This window comes from Pyruvatibacter sp. HU-CL02332, from assembly GCF_040362765.1.
GTDB lineage: Bacteria > Pseudomonadota > Alphaproteobacteria > CGMCC-115125 > CGMCC-115125 > Pyruvatibacter.
In genome coordinates this window covers 384,281-403,713 of the sequence record NZ_BAABWK010000001.1, presented here as the reverse complement: position 1 = coordinate 403,713, position 19,433 = coordinate 384,281, and the positions used below count along the sequence as shown (strand labels likewise).

Genomic DNA, 19,433 nt, shown 5'->3' with positions numbered 1-19,433 from the left:
GAGTGGGGACGTGGGTCACCAGCGTCGAGATATTTCTTTTGTGAACGATGGAGATACCTGCCGGGGGTGGTTTTACCTGCCTGATGGGGTGAAACCGGCCCCGGTTGTTGTCATGGCGCACGGGTTTTCAGCCGAGCGAACATTCCGGCTTCCGGCATATGCTGAAAAATTCGCAGATGCCGGATTGGCAGTGCTGCTCTTCGACTATCGAAATTTCGGCGACAGTGATGGTGAACCGCGCTTTCTGGTTGATCCTGCTCGACACGTAGAAGACTGGCAGCAGGCGGTGGCCTATGCCCGCTCGCTGCCGGAAGTGGACAATGACCGGATCGCGCTTTGGGGGTCATCGTTTTCCGGCGGCCATGTCATCACCATCGCTGCGGAGGATCCGGACATAAAGGCACTGGTTGCGCAGGTGCCTTATGTTGGTGGTATCGAAGTAGAGCTGTCTTTCATGAACACGCTCAAGGCTGCAATGAGCATCATTGGTGACAAGATCGCCGCCCTGTTTGGCGGCGCGGTTACGGTTCCAATCGTGGGGCCGGAGGGGTCGTTCGCCTGCATGGCATCGTCGGAGGCCATGCAGTTCCTTGATATCGTTGACGATGGTTCAGCGTGGAACAATCGCGTGCCTGCACGGGCGCTGGTCACGCTGGGGGATTACCAACCCGGAGACGTCGCGGACCAGGTGACCTGTCCTGCTTTGGTGGTTGTGGGCGAAACCGATGAGACAACGCCACCGGACCTGGCGCGTGCTGCCGCCTCAAGAATGCCAAAGGCTGAAGTAACAGCCTTTGATGCCGGGCATTTTGAGGTCTACATGCCCCCGCTGTTTGAGGATGTGGTGGGCCAGCAGGCCCGGTTTCTTTTGAAACACCTGGCTGCCTGACAGCGCGGCTGTCGTTGACGCAAGGCGGCACTTCGCTTTGCGGTCTGACACGCATTGAAGCGGTGCGCCCATTCGGCTAGAAACCAGCCAACTCAGATGCTTGAGCGGCGCGCCCTTCGGCGACCTGCCGCCTTCCCAATACAAGGTTCCGCACCATGGCTTCATATCAGTACGTCTATGTGATGGATGGCCTCTCCAAGGCCTATCCCGGCGGTAAGCAGGTGCTGGACAACATCCGCCTGTCATTCCTGCCCGGTGTGAAGATTGGTGTGGTTGGCCTCAACGGTGCCGGTAAATCCACCTTGCTGCGCATCATGGCTGGTACGGACAAAGAGTATCAGGGTGAGGCGTGGGCGGCTGAGGGCGTCAAGGTTGGTTACCTGCAACAGGAACCCGAGCTGGACCCGGCCAAGAATGCCCGTGAGAACGTCATGGAAGGCGTGGCCGAGCAAACAGCCAAGCTTGAACGCTACAATGAGCTGGCGATGAATTACTCGGAGGAAACGGCCGAGGAGATGTCGCAGCTTCAAGACGAGATCGACGCCAAGAACCTCTGGGATCTGGACAGCCAGGTCGAGATGGCCATGGACGCCCTGAGATGCCCGGAGCCGGATGCAGATGTCACCAAGCTGTCAGGTGGTGAGCGCCGCCGCGTGGCGCTGTGCAAATTGCTGCTCGCGAAACCGGACCTGTTGTTGCTCGATGAGCCGACCAACCATCTGGATGCGGAGTCTGTTGCGTGGCTTGAGAACTACCTCAAGGAATATGCAGGCACTGTCGTGCTCGTGACCCATGACCGCTATTTCCTCGACAACATCACGGGCTGGATTTTGGAAATCGACCGGGGCAGCGGCATTCCCTACGAAGGCAATTACTCCTCCTGGCTTGAACAGAAGCAAAAGCGCCTGGAACAGGAAGCCCGCGAAGATGTGGCGCGCCAGCGCACCCTTGCCCGCGAAGTGGAGTGGGTGCGGTCCAGCCCCAAGGCGCGGCAGGCCAAGTCAAAGGCGCGTATTCAGGCCTATGACGAGCTCCTCAACGCGGATACCCGCGACATGGAGAAGAAGGGCCAGATCGTTATTCCTGCCGGTCCCCGTCTTGGCGGCAATGTGATTGAAGCCAAGGGCCTTACAAAAGGCTTTGGCGAGCGTCTGCTGATTGATGATCTGTCGTTTACGCTGCCGCCCGGCGGCATTGTGGGCGTCATTGGCCCCAACGGCGCGGGTAAGACCACGCTGTTCCGCATGCTGACAGACCAGGAGACGCCTGACTCAGGGGAGCTGACGATTGGTGACACGGTTGTGCTTGGCTATGTGGACCAAAGCCGTGATGCGCTGGACCCGGAAAAGACTGTCTGGGAAGAAGTGTCGGACGGGCTGGACATTGTGAAGCTCGGCGAGCGTGAAATGAACAGCCGCGCCTATGTCAGTGCCTTCAACTTCAAGGGCACAGACCAGCAGCGCAAGGTTGGTCTGCTGTCAGGTGGTGAACGAAATCGCGTGCATCTGTCCAAGATGCTCAAGTCGGGGGCCAATTTGCTGCTGCTCGATGAGCCCACCAATGATCTTGATGTGGATACGTTGCGCGCGCTTGAAGACGCATTGGCCAACTTCGCCGGCTGCGCCGTTATCATCAGCCATGATCGCTGGTTCCTCGACCGCATCTGCACCCACATCCTCGCCTTTGAAGGCGACAGCCATGTGGAATGGTTCGAAGGCAACTACGAAGACTATGAGGAAGACCGCAAGCGTCGCCTCGGCGAAAAGGCCGCTGTGCCGACGCGTATCAAGTACAAGCGCTTTGCCCGCGCCTAGCGCGGCAGCTTAGCTCGCGGTTTCTTCGGCAGGGGCGTCTGCTTCTGCCTCTTCACCAGCATCCTCGTCTATAGAGGTGTCGGCTGCAGCATTGGTGGTCGCAGATTGCGTCTGTGCACGCAGGTGCGCCAGAAGAGCCTCAAACTTGCCGCCATTGTTGCGGATGTGTGAGGAGAATGCGCCGCGTTGTTCCTGCGCCATCCAGATGCCTGCGACGTTGACGTCAAAGACCTTGAAGCTGCCGTCCTTGTTGCGAAGCAGCCACCAGTCAACAGTCAGAGGCTCACGGCCCTCGCCGAAATCGATGCGACTATCGACGATCACTTCGCGGCCCTTCTTGCCTTTCTCCTTGGAAGAGGTGACGACAAACTCCTGATCAGAGTAGCCAGTCAGACGACCAAGATAGACTTTGACGATGAACTCACCGAGCAGGTCGAAGTAGGTGGTTCTTTCTTCCTTTGTTGGAAGGCGTGCGTACTGGCCAAGGGCGAACAGGCCGACGCGCCGGATGTCCATGGCGTCCAGTAGCAGGGTGCGGAAGTTTGCTTCTGTCTCTTCTGGTGTCAGCTCTTCATTGCTCAGAATCTCGATCGCCTTACCACCAAGCTCCGCGACAAAAGCTTCAGCAGCTTCATCGGCTTTGGCTGGTGCAGAGAAGGAGAGGAGAGCAAGGGCAAACGCCGCTGCAATTGCAGCAGAGATGCTGAAGCTTGGAAGAGATAGTTTCTGTGTCACATACATGGTGCCATATCCCCGGCGGATCGAAACGCTGTGAAATCTATTTCAGATGCAAGAATACTTAGATCAGCATCCAAATGAACCGTTCATGAAGGTGCGTACACACACTTGTGCGTGAGCTGGCGAAGCTGACATGCAACTCACCCGGCTCTGCAAAGATCGGTCGTGTCGCTATATGCCCGTATTGTTGCCTGCAGCAGGCGCGGGTTCTGTCTCGATTGCATCACTGCCGTCTTCATAGTCGAACTCGTAATCAATGTCGGAGATATCCGGGAGATTGTCCGGATCGATCTCACCATTGGCGATTTCGTTGTTGCGGCTCTGGCGATAGAGGCTGCGCAGGGCAGCGTAGTAGTCAACTGATGTGCGTTCGATCTCGTCGAGCGTGTCCAGGTTCCGTGCGCGAAGGTCCAGACCATTCACAACGAAACGTGTCGGCGGGATGACGCTGTCGCGGTTCCAGAACACATATGTCAGTGGATCAAATGCCTGATCGACGACAAAGCCTGCAAGGTCGCGGGGTGGGGCGGGGCCAAGCAGTGGCAGGAAGACATACGGGCCTTCACCAGTGCCCCACACAGCCAGTGTCTGGCCAAAGTCTTCGCCATGGCGCTCGTAGCCCCAGCCGGTTGCAGGGTCGAGAAGGCCGCCAACGCCAACTGTCGAATTGATCCCGAAGCGGGTGATGGTTGTGCCGGCGCGGTCCCACTCACCCTGCAGCACGTCATTCACGAGGATGACCGGAGTGCGCAGGTTGTCGAGGAAGTGGCGAACGGAATCTTTCGCAAAGCCAGGCAGTACGGCGTCATAGCCCTGCGCTGCAGGCTTGAGGATCAGGCCATCAAGGAGCTGGTCATTGACGGCGAAGAAATAGCGGTTCAGCGGCTCCACGGGGTCATTGGCTTCCTGATAGGCCGCCATGGCTGCCTGATCGCCGGGATCAGGCCGTGTTGCGCACGCACCCAGCGTAAACGCCAGGGTCGCAATCAGGCCAATCGCCAAAGTCCGTCCGGACTTGCCGTTTGCGGAATGGAACGCACTTCCGCCAAAAATCTTGTCTGCCGCCATCTTCGTCACGCCGATCCGCCTCCAGGTTGCGCGATAATGAAATCATCCGCGCATTAGGCTCAATTCTGATCCACTCCACTTACGCAATCGTGTACGGGGCAGCGGTTATTTGGGGAAATTACCCTGTTCCGCGGCTCATCTATGTACATCGTCTGCAAGCGTCGCTGTGTCTTGTGGCCCTGAGAAGCGCGCGTGGCTTTTAAGTGGGGATCACGCGCGTTTTTCAATCGGCCAATTGGACTATGGACTGAGCAATCTGCTCAACCCCAGCAACTTTGAGTCTGTGCATCATTATCGCCGATTCTTAGCTATCATATGGGGGGTGTGGCCGCCATAAACGAAATAGTGTGGTCCCACAGACCCTTCAAAATGTGGCGGAAATGTCGCGTTCTTGGCCCCATCCAGGTGACCTCCGCCTACAAAATAGCTTGATTTCCAGCCACTTGCCCATCGCTGGTGCATTTACGTGTCGTAAGGCACATTCATTGCTATTGGACATGCACATATCTTTATATAGTCTGTGCTAAGCCGAACGGGTCGGCTGATCAGGAGCAAACCATGGAAACATTGTTGCAGGTGCTGCGCGCGGCGGGGGAAACGACCCGCCTGCGGCTGCTCGCCATCCTGAGTGAAAGTGAACTCTCTGTCTCTGAAATCACCCATGTTCTGCGTCAAAGCCAGCCCCGCGTCAGCCGGCATCTCAAGCTTTTGTCAGATGCAGGGCTGATCACCCGTTTCCGGGAAGGCAGCTGGGTGTTCTATCGGCTGGAGACACGCGGACCTTTCGGCCAACTGGCTCATACCTTGATGGATTTCCTGCCACCGGATGATCCGGTGGTGATGCGCGACCGTGAGCGCCTCGCAGATGTTCGCGCGGAACGGTCCGAGCTTGCTGCTGAGTATTTCAAGCGCAATGCAGCCGAGTGGGGGCAGGTCCGTGCCCTTTATGTTTCCGAGAAGGATGTGGAAGCAGCCGTCACCGCCATGGTTGGTGATGAAAAGGTATCCGTCCTTGTCGATCTTGGAACGGGTACCGCACAGATGCTGGAGCTGCTCGCTGGTGTAGCTGACACGGCAATCGGCTACGACACCAATCACGACATGCTCAACATTGCCCGCGCCAATCTGGAGCAAAAGGGTCTGTCCCATTGTCATGTGCGCTATGGCGACATTCTCTCAATGCCTGAGCCTGCCGGTTCTGCCGATATCGTGATCATCCATCAGGTCCTGCATTATCTCGATGATCCGCGCTCTGCCGTCCAGGAAGCCGCTCGCCTGCTCAAGCCCGGCGGACGGCTTTTGATTGTTGATTTTGCGCCCCATGAAATCGAAGCGCTGCGTGAGCGGCATGCGCATCGGCGGCTTGGCTTTCCGCGGTCCGAAATGGCTGACTTTGTCAGCGCGGCCGGTCTGGAAATGGCAGCCGTGCGCGATCTGGCGCCGGGCGAAGACGACACAGCACAACTTACCGTATCAATCTGGCTGGCCGCGAAAGGCGCGGCAGGAGATGCCCTTGCAACTCCGTCCCGGCCAGGGACCAAACAGTCCGTGAAGGAGAGCGCCTGATGGCGACGCGTACCGACGACCAGTCTTCCGAGAATGCCATTGAGGTGTCTTTCGAGTTCTTTCCGCCCAAAACGGAAAAGATGGAACAGACCCTGTGGGCGTCCATTGAGAAGCTTGCCCCGCTGAACCCCCGATTTGTGTCGGTTACCTATGGTGCCGGCGGTTCCACGCGAGAGCGGACGCATTCCACAGTGAAGCGCATTGTGGATGAAACCTCATTGAAGCCTGCTGCCCATCTCACCTGCGTGGAAGCGACACGGGAAGAGATTGACGGTGTCATTCAGGATTATTGGGATGCGGGCATTCGGCACATCGTGGCCCTTCGCGGGGATCCGCCCTCCGGTATCGGTGAAAAATACGTCCCGTTTGAAGGGGGCTATGCAAATGCAGCGGAGCTTGCGGCGGGCATCACCAAGATCGCGCCATTTGAGATTTCGGTCGGCTGCTACCCTGAAAAGCATCCCGAGAGCGCTTCGTTTGATGCGGATATTGATCTGCTGAAAGCCAAGATTGATGGCGGCGCGACGCGTGCCATCAGTCAGTTCTTTGTCGAGACCGACAATTTCCTGCGCTTTGTCGACCGTGCCCGCAGTGCGGGCATCGATATACCTATTGTGCCGGGCATCATGCCGGTGGGGAATGTTGCGGGATATCTGCGCATGTCTGCAGCCACAGGTACGAGTGTGCCGGACTGGTTCAAGGAGCGGTTTGACGGTCTGGATGATGACCCGGAAACACGCCAGCTGGTGGCGTTGTCGGTGGCTGCTGAACAGGTTCAGAAGCTGGCGGATCAGGGCATTCAGCAATTCCACCTCTATACCCTCAACCGGGCAGAGACGGCGTTTGCGCTGTGCCATATTCTCGGCGTGCGTCCGGGCAAATCCCTTGCTGCATAAGGTGACAACCTAGTCGCAGCAGGAGACCTGTCCGGGGTCGCTGAAAGTGTGGATCGGGCTCAGATCAAGCCAAAAATGACAGCACCCACAAACGCAAAACTTGCGCTTGTGAAGAACCAGAGTGCCGCATGTCTCGAAGCGCGTGCAGTCATGTGAGGGGCCTCCCGCATTAGCCTCTTGGGACTCAAAGCGTGACAGTCCGATTACGGCTTGGGAAGCAGGATTCGTCGCTGCGGCGCACCCTTACAGTGCAGGTGCGAAGAGGGGTCAGGCAGCCGGTCGGCCACCGCCGTCAGGCCTGCCATCGCCCGGTTTGTCACCCTGTCCACCTCCGGCACCGCCACCTTGTCCGCCACGCCTGCTGTTGCGGGAATCAATGTTGAGCTGCGTAAAAAGCTCAGCTCGCGTGACGCGGCCGTTATTGTCTTTGTCGTAAGTTGCGAACAGCGCATTCAGACCGTTGGCAAACTCATCTGCTTCAATCGCCAGCGAGTTGTCAGTGTCGAAGCTGGCGAGGCCCTGCACGGGGTAGCGGGCACCAAGAGCCGTTTGCGCCCAGTCAGCAAATTCAATGCCGCTGACGATGCCGCCATTGTCCTGATCTATCTGGGCAAACAGCATCGGCACAGCCTTGCCGAGTTCGTCTCGATCCGTCTCCTGATCATGATTGATATCCATGTCCGCCAGCAGCAAGCCGGTTGGCTTGACGACAATAGCCCCATGCTGAAGGCCGGGGTCACCGGTGCCCTGAGCGCGGCGATCATCGCGGCTGCTACCCGGACCACCGCAGGCTGCGAGAAGAACTGTGCTCAGCAGCACGATGGAGATTTTCGACAGGTTCAGAAAGGTCACGTTTTCCCCCAAATGACATTGATGCCATTGGGTCAAACGCAGGGCGCTCGGGATTCCGTCGCAAAAGGCCAAGACCAATCCCAAGGCCAGTCTACCAGGGGTGTGTTTCGCCGTTCCATTGGATGAAGCTGCCGGTCTGCTCCGGCGTCAGGCCGTCTATCACCTTTCGGATACCGCTCGCGCTTTCCTCAGGGGTGATGGATGCACTTGGGCCGCCCATATCGGTTTGCACCCAGCCTGGATGCATGGTGATGCAGGTGATGCTGCGGGGTTTGAGGTCATGCGCCATCAACTGAACAACCTTGTTCACTGCGGCCTTGGTGCTCCGATAGGCGTAGGACCCCTGCGTATCGCGGAGGAGGGAACCCATCTGGCTGGAGATGGTTGCGACTTTGGCGCCCTCTACCAAATTGCCGGCGAGTGCTTCTGTCACGCGCATAGGGCCAAGGGTGTTGATGGCAAAGGCATTGGTCCACGCATCGTAATCCATGTTGCCGAACGAAAACTGGTCGCCCAGGACACCTGCATTGTTGATCAGCACATCTATTGGCGTATCGCCCAGGCCACTGGCAAACGCGGATACAGATGCACCATCTGAGACATCAAGGATTGGTGTCGAGACCGCCTCTGATCCCAACTCAGCCTTGAGGGCATCCGCTGCGTCCTGCGTGCGGCAGGTGGCGATGACCGTGGCACCTGCTGTCGCATACTGGCTGGCCAACTCGCGACCGATCCCGCGGCTTGCGCCGGTGATGACGATGGTGGTCATTTGTTAGTCTCCTGATGGGGGGCCAAAACCGCCGCCGCCCGGTGTCTCGATAATGATCGTGTCATTGGCACCCATGTCCGCAGCGTCGCAGGCCGCCAAGGCTTCACGATGCCCGCCTGCGCGCTCAACGGCGTTGCTTCCCGGCAGGGCGTCTCCGCCTCCGCTCAGACCGAACGGGTGTGTCGTGCGTCTGCCGGACAGAATGGAGACCGACATTTTTTCGCGGAAGGTGATTTCGCGAATGACACCGTCGCCGCCTTTGTGTACGCCATCACCGCCTGATCCTTTGCGGATATCAAAGCGACGGAGCAGAACCGGAAAACGACCCTCAAGAACTTCAGGGTCTGTGAGACGGGAATTGGTCATGTGAGACTGGACGGCGCTTGCGCCGTCGAAGGTTGCCCCGGCGCCGGACCCGCCTGCAATCGTCTCATAGTACTGATAGGTCTCGTTGCCGAATGTCAGGTTGTTCATGGTGCCCTGGGCCGCTGACATGACACCCAGCGCACCGAAGAGCGCGTCGGTAATGGCCTGACTGGTTTCCACATTGCCCGCCACCACAGCTGCCGGGTGCTGCGGCTTGAGGAAACACCCATCGGGAATGATCAGCGTAATCGGCTTGAGGCACCCCGCATTGAGCGGAATGGCGTCGTCAACAAGGCAGCGGAAGACGTAGAGCACCGCCGCGCGCGCCACAGCATCCGGCGCGTTGAAGTTGCTTGCGACCTGGGCACTGGTGCCCGTGAAATCAATCGTGGCGGCGCGCGTGTCGGCATCAATCTCGACTGCGAGTTTGATGGTGGCGCCATTGTCCATCGTCAGCTCAAAGGTGCTGGGCTTCAACGTTGTGATGACCCGCCGCACGGCCTCTTCTGCATTGTCCTGCACGTGACCCATATAGGCCTGCACCGCTTCAAGACCGAACTGCCCGACCATCTTGCGCAGTTCCTGAGCGCCTTTTTCGCAGGCGGCAATCTGCGCGCGCAGGTCGGCGATATTCTGGTCCGGGTTGCGGGCCGGGTAGGGGCCTGACGTCAGAAGGGTGCGCATGGCGTCTTCCTGGAAGACACCGGCGTCAACCAGCTTGAACCCGTCAATGAGAATGCCTTCTTCTTCCACCGTCCGGGAGTTGGACGGCATGGAGCCCGGCGTCAGGCCGCCGATGTCTGCGTGGTGGCCGCGCGCGGCGGTGAAGAAAAGACGCTTGGACCCGGTGTCGTCAAAAACCGGCGTCACCACCGTTATGTCCGGCAGATGGGTGCCGCCATTGTAGGGGGCGTTGAGAACAAAAACGTCGCCGGGTTGCATGTCAGGGTGTTGCTCAATGACGCTTTCAACGGTGGCGCCCATGGAGCCCAGATGCACAGGAATGTGTGGCGCGTTCGCGACCAAATGTCCGTCGCGGTCAAAAATCGCGCAGGAGAAATCAAGGCGCTCCTTGATGTTCACCGAGTGCGCTGTCTTTTCGAGGGTGAAGCCCATCTGCTCGGCGACGGACATGTAGAGATTGTTGAACACCTCCAGCATCACCGGGTCTGCTGACGTGCCGAGCGCTTCAGCGCGTTGTTTCTTGTGTGTCCGGGTCAGGATCACGTGATTGAGTGGCGTTACATCGGCCCGCCAGCCGGGCTCAATGACGATTGTCTGGTGGGGCTCAATCAGGATGGCTGGCCCCGACACGTATGTGCCGGGCTTTGCATCTGCCCGGTTGACGATCGGCGCGTCGTGCCAGGCGCTTTCCATATACACGCGGGCGGTCTCTTTGGTGGGCGCTTCGATCTGTGCAGATGCGTTGGTGGCCTGTTCTTCTGCCGGACGTGGCTCGGCCCCAATCGCTTCCTGCGCACCTGCCTCAAGAGTGATGGCATGGTCAGGCGAAAAGAACCCAAAGCGCGCGCGGTGGGCGTCCTCGAAGGATGTCTTGATGGCGTTGATGCTGCCAAACGGAATCTCGAGTGCCGTGTCGGTGCCTTCGTATCGCGCGTGCACGGTTGGCTGCAGCGAGATGTGATCGGTGGAGACCCCCTGTGCTTCAACCTCAGCGCCCGCTGTCTTGCCCAAACGATCCAGCAGGGCAGACAATTTCGCATGACCTTCTTCGTCGAGCCGCACGTTCAAGGCTTCCGCCCGCGTGGCGCGAATGTCCGCGAGGCCCATGCCATAGGCAGATAGCAGTCCGGACATGGGGTGGATGATGCAGGTTTCCATGCCCAGTGCATCGGCAACCAAGCACGCATGCTGACCACCGGCGCCGCCAAAGCTTGTGAGGGCGTAACGCGTTACATCGTAGCCGCGCTGAACGGAAATCTTCTTGATGGCCTGGGCCATGTTCTCAACGGCGATCATCAAAAAGCCCTGGGCAATTTCCTCAGGCGTTGACTTTGTGCCGGTGGCCGATGAAATGTCCGACGCGAGTTTCTTGAACTTCTGCGTCACCGCTTCAAGGTCCAGGGTTTGGTCCGCATTGGGCCCAAAGATCTTTGGAAAATGATGCGGCATCAGTTTGCCGGTCATCACGTTGGCGTCCGTCACCGTCAACGGTCCACCGCGCCTATAGGCAGTTGGGCCGGGGTCTGCACCAGCGCTGTCGGGACCAACGCGCATGCGGCTGCCGTCAAACTGCAGCAGCGATCCGCCGCCTGCGGCAACCGTATGAATGCGCATCATGGGGGCACGCATCCGCACGCCCGCCACTTCTGTTTCAAAGGCACGCTCAAAGGTGCCATCGTAGTGGCACACATCCGTCGATGTGCCGCCCATGTCAAAGCCGATGATCTTGTCATGTCCGGCAAGGTGGCTTGTTTCCACCGCGCCAACCACGCCGCCTGCCGGTCCCGACAAAATGGCATCCTTGCCGTGAAACAGATCAGCATCGGTCAGGCCGCCGGAGGATTGCATGAACATCAATCGGGTGCCTGTCGCTTCCCGGTCCAATGCGGATGCCACGCGATCCACATAGCGACGCAGGATGGGGGACAGATACGCATCCACAACAGTCGTGTCGCCACGGCTGACAAATTTCATCAGGGGGCTGGTGCCATGGCTGGTGGAGATCTGGGTGAAGCCGATGTCACGGGCAATCTCGGCAAGCCGTTGTTCGTGCGCCTGATAGCGGTAGCCGTGCATCAAGCAGATCGCGACCACTCTTGTGCCCTGATCAAACACAGCCTGCATGTCCGCGCGCGCGCGGGCTTCGTCCAGGGGAATCAGAACTTCGCCGCTGGACGAGTAGCGTTCCGTTGCTTCCACCACATCAGCGTACAGAAGCTCGGGCAGTTCAATGGCGAGTTTGAAGATGTCCGGTCGCGCCTGATAGCCAATGCGCAAGGCATCCTTGAAGCCTTTGGTGGTGACAAACAGCGTGCGCTCGCCCTTGCGCTCGAGCAGGGCATTGGTGGCAACCGTCGTCCCCATCTTTACCGCGTCGATTTTGCCGGCGGGCAGGGGTGCGTCCGATTCAACTCCGAGAAAACGGCGGATGGCCTCAAGCGCCGCGTCCTCATAGTTGTCAGGATTTTCAGACAGCAGTTTGGCTGTGTGCAGCTGGCCCGCAGGGTCACGTGCCACCACATCCGTGAAGGTGCCCCCACGGTCGATCCAGAAATCCCATTTTGAACTGCTGTGTTGTGTCATTGGGGACGGTGATACTGCGTTTTGATCCAGAGTGCGAGATGGGGAGCGCATGGCAGGAGCGGGGGAAGCGCCGTCATGCATTTAGGGGCTGCGGCGCCGTGTGCAATGTCGCATCGCCGTCCATGCCTCTATACAGTGCCCCCATGAGTCTGTGGGATCGCATCGCCGGGACGGCACAGTCTGTCCTTGAAACACTGCGGGGCCTTGTCGGAAGCGGCGAAGGCGCGTCCGGTGTTGCCTTCACCATTGCCGTGATTGCGCTCTCCGCCAAGATGGCAAAAGCAGACGGCATCGTGACGCCGGATGAGGTGGAGGCCTTCTCACAGGTTTTCACCGTAGAACCCGGTGATGAGGCTCATGTGGCTCGAGTGTTCAACCTTGCGCGACAGGATGTGGCAGGCTTTGAAAGCTATGCCCGTCAGGTGGCCGGCATGTTCAAGGACCGCCCCGGCGTGCTGGAAGACGTGGTTGATGGCCTGTTTCATATCGCGCTGGCCGACGGCGTCGTGCATGACGATGAGCTGGCATTTCTGAAAAAGGTTTCCGCGATCTTCGGGTTCTCTGATTTTGAATTCGCACGCATTCAGGCCTCGAACACGGGCAAAGCTGTGGCTGACCCCTTCCTGGTGCTGGGGGTAACACCGGATGCGAGCAATGCTGATCTCAAAAAGGCCTATCGCCGGGCGGTGTCGGAAAATCATCCGGACAGGATGATGGCGCGTGGCGTGCCGGAAGAATTTGTTGCACTTGCGAACGACAAACTGGCCGCCATCAATGCGGCGTGGGCGGAACTGAAAAAGCAGCGCGACATCACCTGAGCCGACTTCAAGGGGAGGGGAAGCACGGCTGCGTTGCGAAAGTGTCGCTCGCCGGTTCCCGGTTTGGCGTGTTAGAGCGCTGGGTATTATGACCCCGCCGCATCTCATCCTCATTCTGCTGATCTGCCTTGCCTGGGGCTTCAACTTCGTTGTCGCGAAGTTTGGGGTCGTCGAGGTGTCGCCGATGATGCTGACTGGCTCGCGGTTCGCGCTCCTGTCGCTGGCGCTTATTCCGTTCCTCAAAATTGTGCCGGGCCAGATGTGGCGCATCTTTGTCGTTGCGATGACCATGGGCGGGATTCACTTCGCGTTGATGTTCGCGGCGCTGGATATCTCTGACACGGTTTCCGTGGTTGCTATTGGCGTCCAACTCAATGTGCCTTTTGCGACGCTGCTCTCCGTTTTCATCCTTCATGAGGCCGTTGGGTGGCGGCGGTGGCTGGGGATGGGAATCGCGTTTTCCGGCGTCGTCCTTATCAGCTTTGATCCGGCGGTCTTCGACTCGCTGGGTGGTATGGCGCTGGTGATTACGGCAGCCTTCATGGCGGCTGTTGGCATGGTCACCATGCGGCAGCTGTCAGGCGTTGGTGTCTTTACGCTTCAGGCATGGATCGCCATTTTTTCCTGGCCGCCGATGTTCCTGCTGACCGCACTGATCGAGCCGCATGAGTTTGCGGCCACGCTGAATGCGAGCTGGCTGGCGTGGAGTGCCATTCTCTACACCGCTGTTGGCGCGAGCCTGTTCGGCCACGCGGCCATGTTCTATCTGTTGCAACGCTATGAAGTGTCGTTGATCTCACCGATCACGCTACTGGCGCCGGTTATTGGTGTCTTCTTCGGTGTCACCCTGTGGGGCGATGAGTTGTCGTGGCGCATGGTGGTGGGCGGTATCATGACGCTTGCAGGTGTGCTGGCGATTGCCCTGCGCAAGCCGCCAGACCCTGCTGCGGCGCAGGAGGCCTGAGCGTATGACGACGCCGCATCTGGCCTTCATGGTCCTGATCAATCTGATCTGGGGGTTCGCGCTTGTGGCGGGCAAGGGCTCGCTGGAGCATTTTCCGCCATTCCTGTTCATGGCAATTCGCTTTGGTTTGGTAGCACTGGTGCTGCTGCCGTTCCTCTCCATTCACTGGGGACGCATGCGCGATGTCATTCTGATTGCGCTGTGTGCGGGGCCCATCGGGTTTGGCTTCTTCTTCGCCGGCCTCGCCATCGCAGAAGCGTCGGTGGTGGCCATCGCGTCGCAAATGGCGGTGCCGATTTCCACCATCTTCTCGGTCATGTTCCTGGGCGAGCGAATACGCTGGCGGCGGTGGCTTGGCATTACGCTCGCCTTTCTGGGCGTCATGGTGATCAGCTTTGACCCACGGGTGTTCAGCTACATTGAAGGTCTGATCTTTGTTCTGTGCTCGGCCATTGTCGGCTCGTTTGGCACAATCCTGCAGCGGCGGATCAAGGGCGTTGGCACCTTCGAGCTGCAGGCCTGGGTCGCAACAGTCGCGTTGCCGTTCTCTCTTGCAGCGACATTCCTGTTCGAGACAGGCGACCCGGTTGCCTTGATGGCCAGTGCCGACTGGATTGAGTGGGGCGGCATCATCTATGTCGCTTTTGCGTCCAGTCTCGTGGGGCATGCGGGCATTTACTGGCTGCTGCAGCGCTATGAGGTCTCGCAGACCGCGCCCTATACGTTGCTTGCGCCGCTGTTCACCGTCACCTTTGGTGTCTGGCTGCTGGGTGACATGTTAACCGAGCGTATGATCATTGGTGGTTTGATCACGCTGGCAGGTGTGCTCATTATCTCCATGCGGGAAAAAGAGTTCACCGAGCGTGTGACGCGCGGAGCCTAGAGTTGGGCTCAGAGGGTAAGATCAATGGATATCGCCGGACGCTGGTCGCCTAATTTTGATACGCGTGCTGATAATCGGGCACCGGACATGGTGGTGATCCATTACACCGGCATGGACACCGCCGAGGCAGCGCTGGAGCGTCTACAGGACCCCGACGCCAAAGTCTCCGCGCATTATCTTATCGATGAAGCAGGGCGAGCCTATGCGCTTGTGCCTGAGTTCGAGCGCGCATGGCATGCGGGCGTGTCGTCGTGGGATGGCGAAACGGACGTCAATTCACTGTCCATCGGCATTGAGCTGGCGAACACGGGTCACGAGTTTGGCTACCCGGATTTTCCTGCACCGCAGATTGCGACACTTGTTGATCTGATGGCTGAGATTTTCGGGCGCTGGCCGATGCAGCCGGGCAGGGTGGTTGGTCACTCCGACGTGGCGCCCGGCCGAAAGGCGGACCCCGGAGAGAAGTTTCCGTGGAAGACGCTGGCTGACGCCGGTTTTGCGCTTTGGGTTAATCCTGCACCGCTGACCGCTGGCCCCACGCTTGGGCCTGGGGACAGTGGTGATGGCGTCCGTGACCTGCAATCCGCACTGGCGCTGGCCGGGTATGGCATTGAGGTGGACGGCACATATGGTGAAACGACGATGGAGACGGTGACCGCATTCCAGCGCCGCCAGCGGCCTGAGAGTGTGGACGGCATTGCCGATCTATCCACCCTCAAGACGCTGGCTGCATTTCTGGCTGTCCTGAAAAGTCCGTCTACGGAATAAGAAGGACGCGACCGAAGGCCTTACGGCTTTCGATGTGTTCGTGGGCGCCTGCGGCATCCTTTAGGGCGTACTCGCTATCAATCACAACTTTCAGCTCGCCCTTGGCAACAGCATCGAGATGCGTTGCCACGAGATTGTGCATCCGGTCGGTGAAGATTTCAGCGCCCTGGAAAACCCCGGTGATGGAGCGATTGCCTTCGCGCAGCGTCGACAGATCAAACTTGATGAACTCGCGACCAGCATCGCCGACCGTTGAAACACGTCCGCGATATCCCAGGGCATAAATGCTCTGCTGTAGCGTCGGGCCGCCAACGGGGTCCACCACGACGTCCACACCTTTGCCACCGGTGAGTTTCTTGGATTCTTCCACAAGGTCCTGCTCGACATAGTTGATGCCGTGATCAAGCCCCAGTGCCTTCAGCTTTTCGAGTTTAGCTTCAGAGGATGCGGTGGCGATGACTGTTGCCCCGGCGCGTTTTGCCAATTGGATGGCGGCGATGCCAACGGCACTGGCGCCGGCCTGAATGAGAGCTGTCTCTCCTGACTTCAGGCGTCCGAATTCAAACAGGCAGTCATCAGCAGTGCCAAACGGGATGGGCACAGCAGAGGCCTGCTTCATGTCCATGCCCTTGGGAATTTTCCACGCCGTCTGTGGCAGGGTCAGGCGTTTTTCAGCATGGCTGCCATGGAAGTTGATGCACACGACTTCGTCGCCGGGCGCAAAGCCTGACACGTTCTTGCCCACTTCGAGCACCACACCAGCGGACTGGTAGCCAACAATGTGCGGATTGGCAGCAAGATCGCCCCGCAACCGGTTCAGGGTGTCACCGCCTTCAATGGAAATGACCTTGTTCTCGACCAGAATGCCGTCATCGAACATTTCAGGGTCTGGCACGTCTTCATATTTGAGGACGGACGGAGGACCGTTTTCGTAATAGACCGCAGCTTTCATGACAGGCGTTTCCTTGGTTTTTAAATATCTGACGTTGGGTCACATGGTGGCTTCACGTCAGGGTGCAAGATGCCAATGAGCTTGACCAGTACTGCACCCATCAGGCTTATAGCCAACGCGTCAGATGGCCGGATGGCCGCTGGTCTGCTTGCAGACTGGAGGAAAGTCCGGGCTCCACGGAAGCACGGTGCCGGATAACGTCCGGCGGGGGCGACCCCAGGGAAAGTGCCACAGAAAGCAAACCGCCTTCTTTGGAAGGTAAGGGTGAAAGGGTGCGGTAAGAGCGCACCGCGCGGCTGGTAACAGCAGCGGCAAGGTAAACCCCACCGGGAGCAAGACCGAATAGGGACACGCACATGGCTCGTTTCCGGGCCGCTGTCCGGGTTGGTTGCACCAGGCGTCTGGTAACAGGCGTCGCAGATGAATGGCCATCTATCGCGGCTGGTTCGCCAGTTGCGGGGACAGAACCCGGCTTACAGGCCATCTGACGCTCATATCTATCAAAAATTGGCTGTTTTGCAGGGGCACGGGCGTGATCCGGGCTTCGCGATTACCGCTCCTGTGAATTTGGTTCGATGTCAGTAAACCGGCCAAGGGCAGGCCAGGGGCTCCACTTGCAGTGGTTTGTTCCTATTACGTTCACACTTCGATTTACGAAGTCTTAAAGTCTAAGGATAACAATAGCTTAAAGCGTTAACGCTTTGGGCCCCTAAGTGCCTGAAATGGCTCGCCGAGGCCGCCCAAAACCCTACCGTTTCGTTGACGCCCAGTTAATCCCATGATATCCCATGATGTCCCAAATCACTGTTGGGGCAGTCCGTCTTTGGCCCTGTATCTGGCCGTAGCGGACGCGTGTGAGGGGAGTGCTGCTGAACCTTGTGGTTTCGGTGGCTGTATCAGGGGGCTTTGCAGTGGCGTTGTTCGTCTCGACCTATGAGAACAAGGTCGACAAGAAAGGCCGGGTTTCGGTGCCTGCGGCATTCCGCAAGGCGCTGGAAGGCGAGTCCTTTGACGGCATCTATTGCTTTGAACACCTCTCCAAGCCCTGCATTCAGGGTGGCGGCCAGAGCTATATCGAGATGCTCCAGTCCGCCATTGAACAGGTCTTTGACCCGCTCACCGATGACCAGGATGACTTTGCGACGACGCTTCTCTCCGGCTCCACACCCCTGGCGCTCGATGGTGACGGGCGTGTGACGCTCACCAAGGACCTGATCGAGACAGGTGGCTTTGGCGAGACGGTGGTTTTCGTCGGCATGGGCGACAGCTTTGAAATCTGGGAACCCAAATCTTTTGCTGAACACCGCGCCCATGCGCGCAGACGTGCTGCTGAAAAGCGCGCGCTGCTTTTGCGCCCGCGCAAGGCTCCGGAAGGAGGCGCGGCATGACCGACATCGCATCCTCCACCCAAAACGAACCGCATGTGCCGGTCATGCTGGATCAGGTGCTCGACGCGCTGGTGCCGCATAAGGGCGGCATCTATGTGGATGGCACCTTCGGCAATGGCGGCTATACGCGCGGCATGCTCGATGCGGCTGATGACGCCCGCGTCGTTGCGATTGATCGCGACCCCAATGCCATCGAAGCGGGGCAGGTGCTTGTTGATAGCTCCTCAGGCCGCTTGGCATTGGTCACGGGTTGTTTCGGTGACATGGATGATCTGGTCCCGCCGGTGCTGCGCGCATGGCAGGCCGAGGCGCCGGACGGCATTGCGCTGGATCTTGGCGTGTCGTCCATGCAGCTGGATCAGGCCGAGCGGGGATTTTCTTTCCGCAATGATGGTCCGCTGGATATGCGCATGGACGCAGGCTCCAGCGACACGCCAAGTGCTGCGGACGTTGTGAACACCTACGAGCCGCGCGACCTGGCTCAGATTTTCAAAGTGCTGGGTGAAGAACGTCAGGCCAAGCGCATTGCCAATGCCATTGTGCGTCGTCGCGAAGACGAGCCCTTTACCCGCACCGCTGATCTCGCGGACCTGGTGTCGCGCGTCATTGGCGGCAAGCCACAACGTATTCACCCGGCCACGCGCGTCTTTCAGGCACTGCGCATCTACGTCAATGACGAGCTGGGAGAGTTGGCACGCGGTTTGATCGCGGCAGAAAAGCTTCTGGCAGAAGGTGGCCGGCTTGCTGTCGTTTCATTCCACTCATTGGAAGACCGCGTGGTGAAGCGCTTCTTTGCATCTCGTGCCGGCGCTGTCTCCAATCCGTCGCGGCACATGCCTGAGGCGCATTCTGGTCCCGCACCGTCGTTCAAACTGCTGACACGCAAGGCGCAGGAGCCGACAGAAGACGAGATCAATCGCAACCCGCGCGCCCGGTCCGCAAAGCTGCGGTCAGTGGAACGCACGGGCGCCCCTGTACATGCGGTGGATGCAAGTGACGCGGGCATGGTTGCTCTTGGTCTACCGCGCATGATGAGCGGTGTGCTTGATGCCCATGCGGGTACTGGAGGTGCGTCATGATGCGTGTCGTCAATACTGCAGCCATCATGATCACGCTGGCGCTGGCCTTTGCGCTCTATCACGTGAAATACGAGACGCAGGCAGAGCAGAAGCAAATTCGTGCGCTGACGGCTGACCTTGCCACCGAGCAGGACGCCATTCAGGTGTTGCGTGCCGAGTGGAGCCTGCTGAACCAGCCTGAGCGTCTGGAGCAACTCGTCAAACGTCATACCCAGCTGCAGCCGCTTGCGCCTGCACAGATTGTCACCATGGCGGACCTGCCCGCGCGTCCCAAGGCGTTGCCGGGTCTCGAAGCCGATCCGTCGCTTGGCGGCTATGCCGGTGTTGGCGGCATGACCGGGCCGGATATTCAGTGA

At 58.9% G+C, this 19,433-nt stretch carries 17 protein-coding genes and 1 other RNA gene; 12 read left to right on the top strand and 6 right to left on the bottom strand.

Going from position 1 to position 19,433, the window contains the following annotated elements:
* Positions 1-10: 10 nt before the first annotated feature.
* A complete protein-coding gene (locus ABXH05_RS01935) occupies positions 11-889 on the top strand; it encodes an alpha/beta hydrolase (RefSeq protein ID WP_353559537.1) in 879 nt (292 codons plus the stop codon).
* 155 nt (positions 890-1,044) lie between these two features.
* Entirely contained in the window at positions 1,045-2,703 is a 1,659-nt protein-coding gene (ettA, locus tag ABXH05_RS01930) for an energy-dependent translational throttle protein EttA (RefSeq protein ID WP_348138510.1), read from the top strand.
* Positions 2,704-2,712: 9 nt separating this feature from the next.
* Here the strand turns inward: ettA and ABXH05_RS01925 are convergent, their stop codons facing one another.
* The gene (locus ABXH05_RS01925) at positions 2,713-3,444 is read right to left on the bottom strand and encodes an MlaC/ttg2D family ABC transporter substrate-binding protein (RefSeq protein WP_353559536.1); all 732 of its coding nucleotides are present in this window, start codon (positions 3,442-3,444) and stop codon (positions 2,713-2,715) included.
* A gap of 168 nt (positions 3,445-3,612) precedes the next feature.
* A complete protein-coding gene (locus tag ABXH05_RS01920; RefSeq protein ID WP_353560966.1) occupies positions 3,613-4,509 on the bottom strand; it encodes an MlaA family lipoprotein in 897 nt (298 codons plus the stop codon).
* A 558-nt stretch (positions 4,510-5,067) separates the two neighbouring features.
* Here ABXH05_RS01920 and ABXH05_RS01915 point away from each other — a divergent pair.
* Together ABXH05_RS01915 and metF are read left to right on the top strand one after the other, a co-directional pair.
* Entirely contained in the window at positions 5,068-6,075 is a 1,008-nt protein-coding gene (locus tag ABXH05_RS01915) for an ArsR/SmtB family transcription factor (protein WP_043949585.1), read from the top strand.
* Positions 6,075-6,971 (top strand): methylenetetrahydrofolate reductase [NAD(P)H], encoded by an 897-nt coding sequence (gene metF / locus ABXH05_RS01910; protein ID WP_353559535.1) that lies wholly within the window; start codon positions 6,075-6,077, stop codon positions 6,969-6,971. The genes ABXH05_RS01915 and metF overlap by 1 nt, the downstream gene beginning before the upstream one ends.
* A 267-nt stretch (positions 6,972-7,238) precedes the next feature.
* On the opposite strand, the gene ABXH05_RS01905 is transcribed toward metF, so the two are convergent.
* From ABXH05_RS01905 to ABXH05_RS01895, 3 genes are all read right to left on the bottom strand, one after another.
* On the bottom strand, positions 7,239-7,823 hold the full coding sequence (locus ABXH05_RS01905) for an EF-hand domain-containing protein (protein WP_353559534.1): 585 nt from the start codon (positions 7,821-7,823) through the stop codon (positions 7,239-7,241).
* Positions 7,824-7,914: 91 nt separating this feature from the next.
* Positions 7,915-8,592, bottom strand: a complete 678-nt coding sequence (locus ABXH05_RS01900; RefSeq protein ID WP_353559533.1) for an SDR family oxidoreductase — start codon at positions 8,590-8,592, stop codon at positions 7,915-7,917.
* 3 nt (positions 8,593-8,595) lie between these two features.
* Positions 8,596-12,225 (bottom strand): hydantoinase B/oxoprolinase family protein, encoded by a 3,630-nt coding sequence (locus ABXH05_RS01895; protein WP_353559532.1) that lies wholly within the window; start codon positions 12,223-12,225, stop codon positions 8,596-8,598.
* A gap of 143 nt (positions 12,226-12,368) precedes the next feature.
* Here ABXH05_RS01895 and ABXH05_RS01890 point away from each other — a divergent pair, with 143 nt between their 5' ends.
* The 4 genes from ABXH05_RS01890 to ABXH05_RS01875 all read left to right on the top strand — a co-directional run bounded on the left by ABXH05_RS01890 (position 12,369) and on the right by ABXH05_RS01875 (position 15,658).
* On the top strand, positions 12,369-13,043 hold the full coding sequence (locus ABXH05_RS01890; protein WP_353559531.1) for a TerB family tellurite resistance protein: 675 nt from the start codon (positions 12,369-12,371) through the stop codon (positions 13,041-13,043).
* A gap of 88 nt (positions 13,044-13,131) precedes the next feature.
* Positions 13,132-14,007: a DMT family transporter gene (locus tag ABXH05_RS01885; RefSeq protein ID WP_353559530.1), complete on the top strand. Its 876-nt coding sequence runs from the start codon at positions 13,132-13,134 to the stop codon at positions 14,005-14,007.
* 4 nt (positions 14,008-14,011) lie between these two features.
* Positions 14,012-14,890, top strand: a complete 879-nt coding sequence (locus ABXH05_RS01880) for a DMT family transporter (RefSeq protein WP_353559529.1) — start codon at positions 14,012-14,014, stop codon at positions 14,888-14,890.
* Between the two features lie 24 nt (positions 14,891-14,914).
* Positions 14,915-15,658: a peptidoglycan recognition protein family protein gene (locus tag ABXH05_RS01875; RefSeq protein ID WP_353559528.1), complete on the top strand. Its 744-nt coding sequence runs from the start codon at positions 14,915-14,917 to the stop codon at positions 15,656-15,658.
* On the opposite strand, the gene ABXH05_RS01870 is transcribed toward ABXH05_RS01875, so the two are convergent.
* A complete protein-coding gene (locus tag ABXH05_RS01870; protein WP_353559527.1) occupies positions 15,648-16,610 on the bottom strand; it encodes a quinone oxidoreductase family protein in 963 nt (320 codons plus the stop codon). The two genes, ABXH05_RS01875 and ABXH05_RS01870, sit on opposite strands and share 11 nt — an antisense overlap.
* 120 nt (positions 16,611-16,730) lie before the next feature.
* Between ABXH05_RS01870 and rnpB the strand changes: the two genes are divergently transcribed.
* From rnpB to ftsL, 4 genes are all read left to right on the top strand, one after another.
* An RNA gene (rnpB, locus tag ABXH05_RS01865) (RNase P RNA component class A) lies at positions 16,731-17,102 on the top strand.
* Positions 17,103-17,473: 371 nt separating this feature from the next.
* The gene (locus ABXH05_RS01860) at positions 17,474-17,998 is read left to right on the top strand and encodes a division/cell wall cluster transcriptional repressor MraZ (protein ID WP_353559526.1); all 525 of its coding nucleotides are present in this window, start codon (positions 17,474-17,476) and stop codon (positions 17,996-17,998) included.
* The gene (gene rsmH, locus ABXH05_RS01855; protein ID WP_353559525.1) at positions 17,995-19,077 is read left to right on the top strand and encodes a 16S rRNA (cytosine(1402)-N(4))-methyltransferase RsmH; all 1,083 of its coding nucleotides are present in this window, start codon (positions 17,995-17,997) and stop codon (positions 19,075-19,077) included. Before ABXH05_RS01860 ends, rsmH begins: the two co-directional genes overlap by 4 nt.
* Entirely contained in the window at positions 19,074-19,433 is a 360-nt protein-coding gene (ftsL, locus tag ABXH05_RS01850) for a cell division protein FtsL (RefSeq protein WP_043949576.1), read from the top strand. Before rsmH ends, ftsL begins: the two co-directional genes overlap by 4 nt.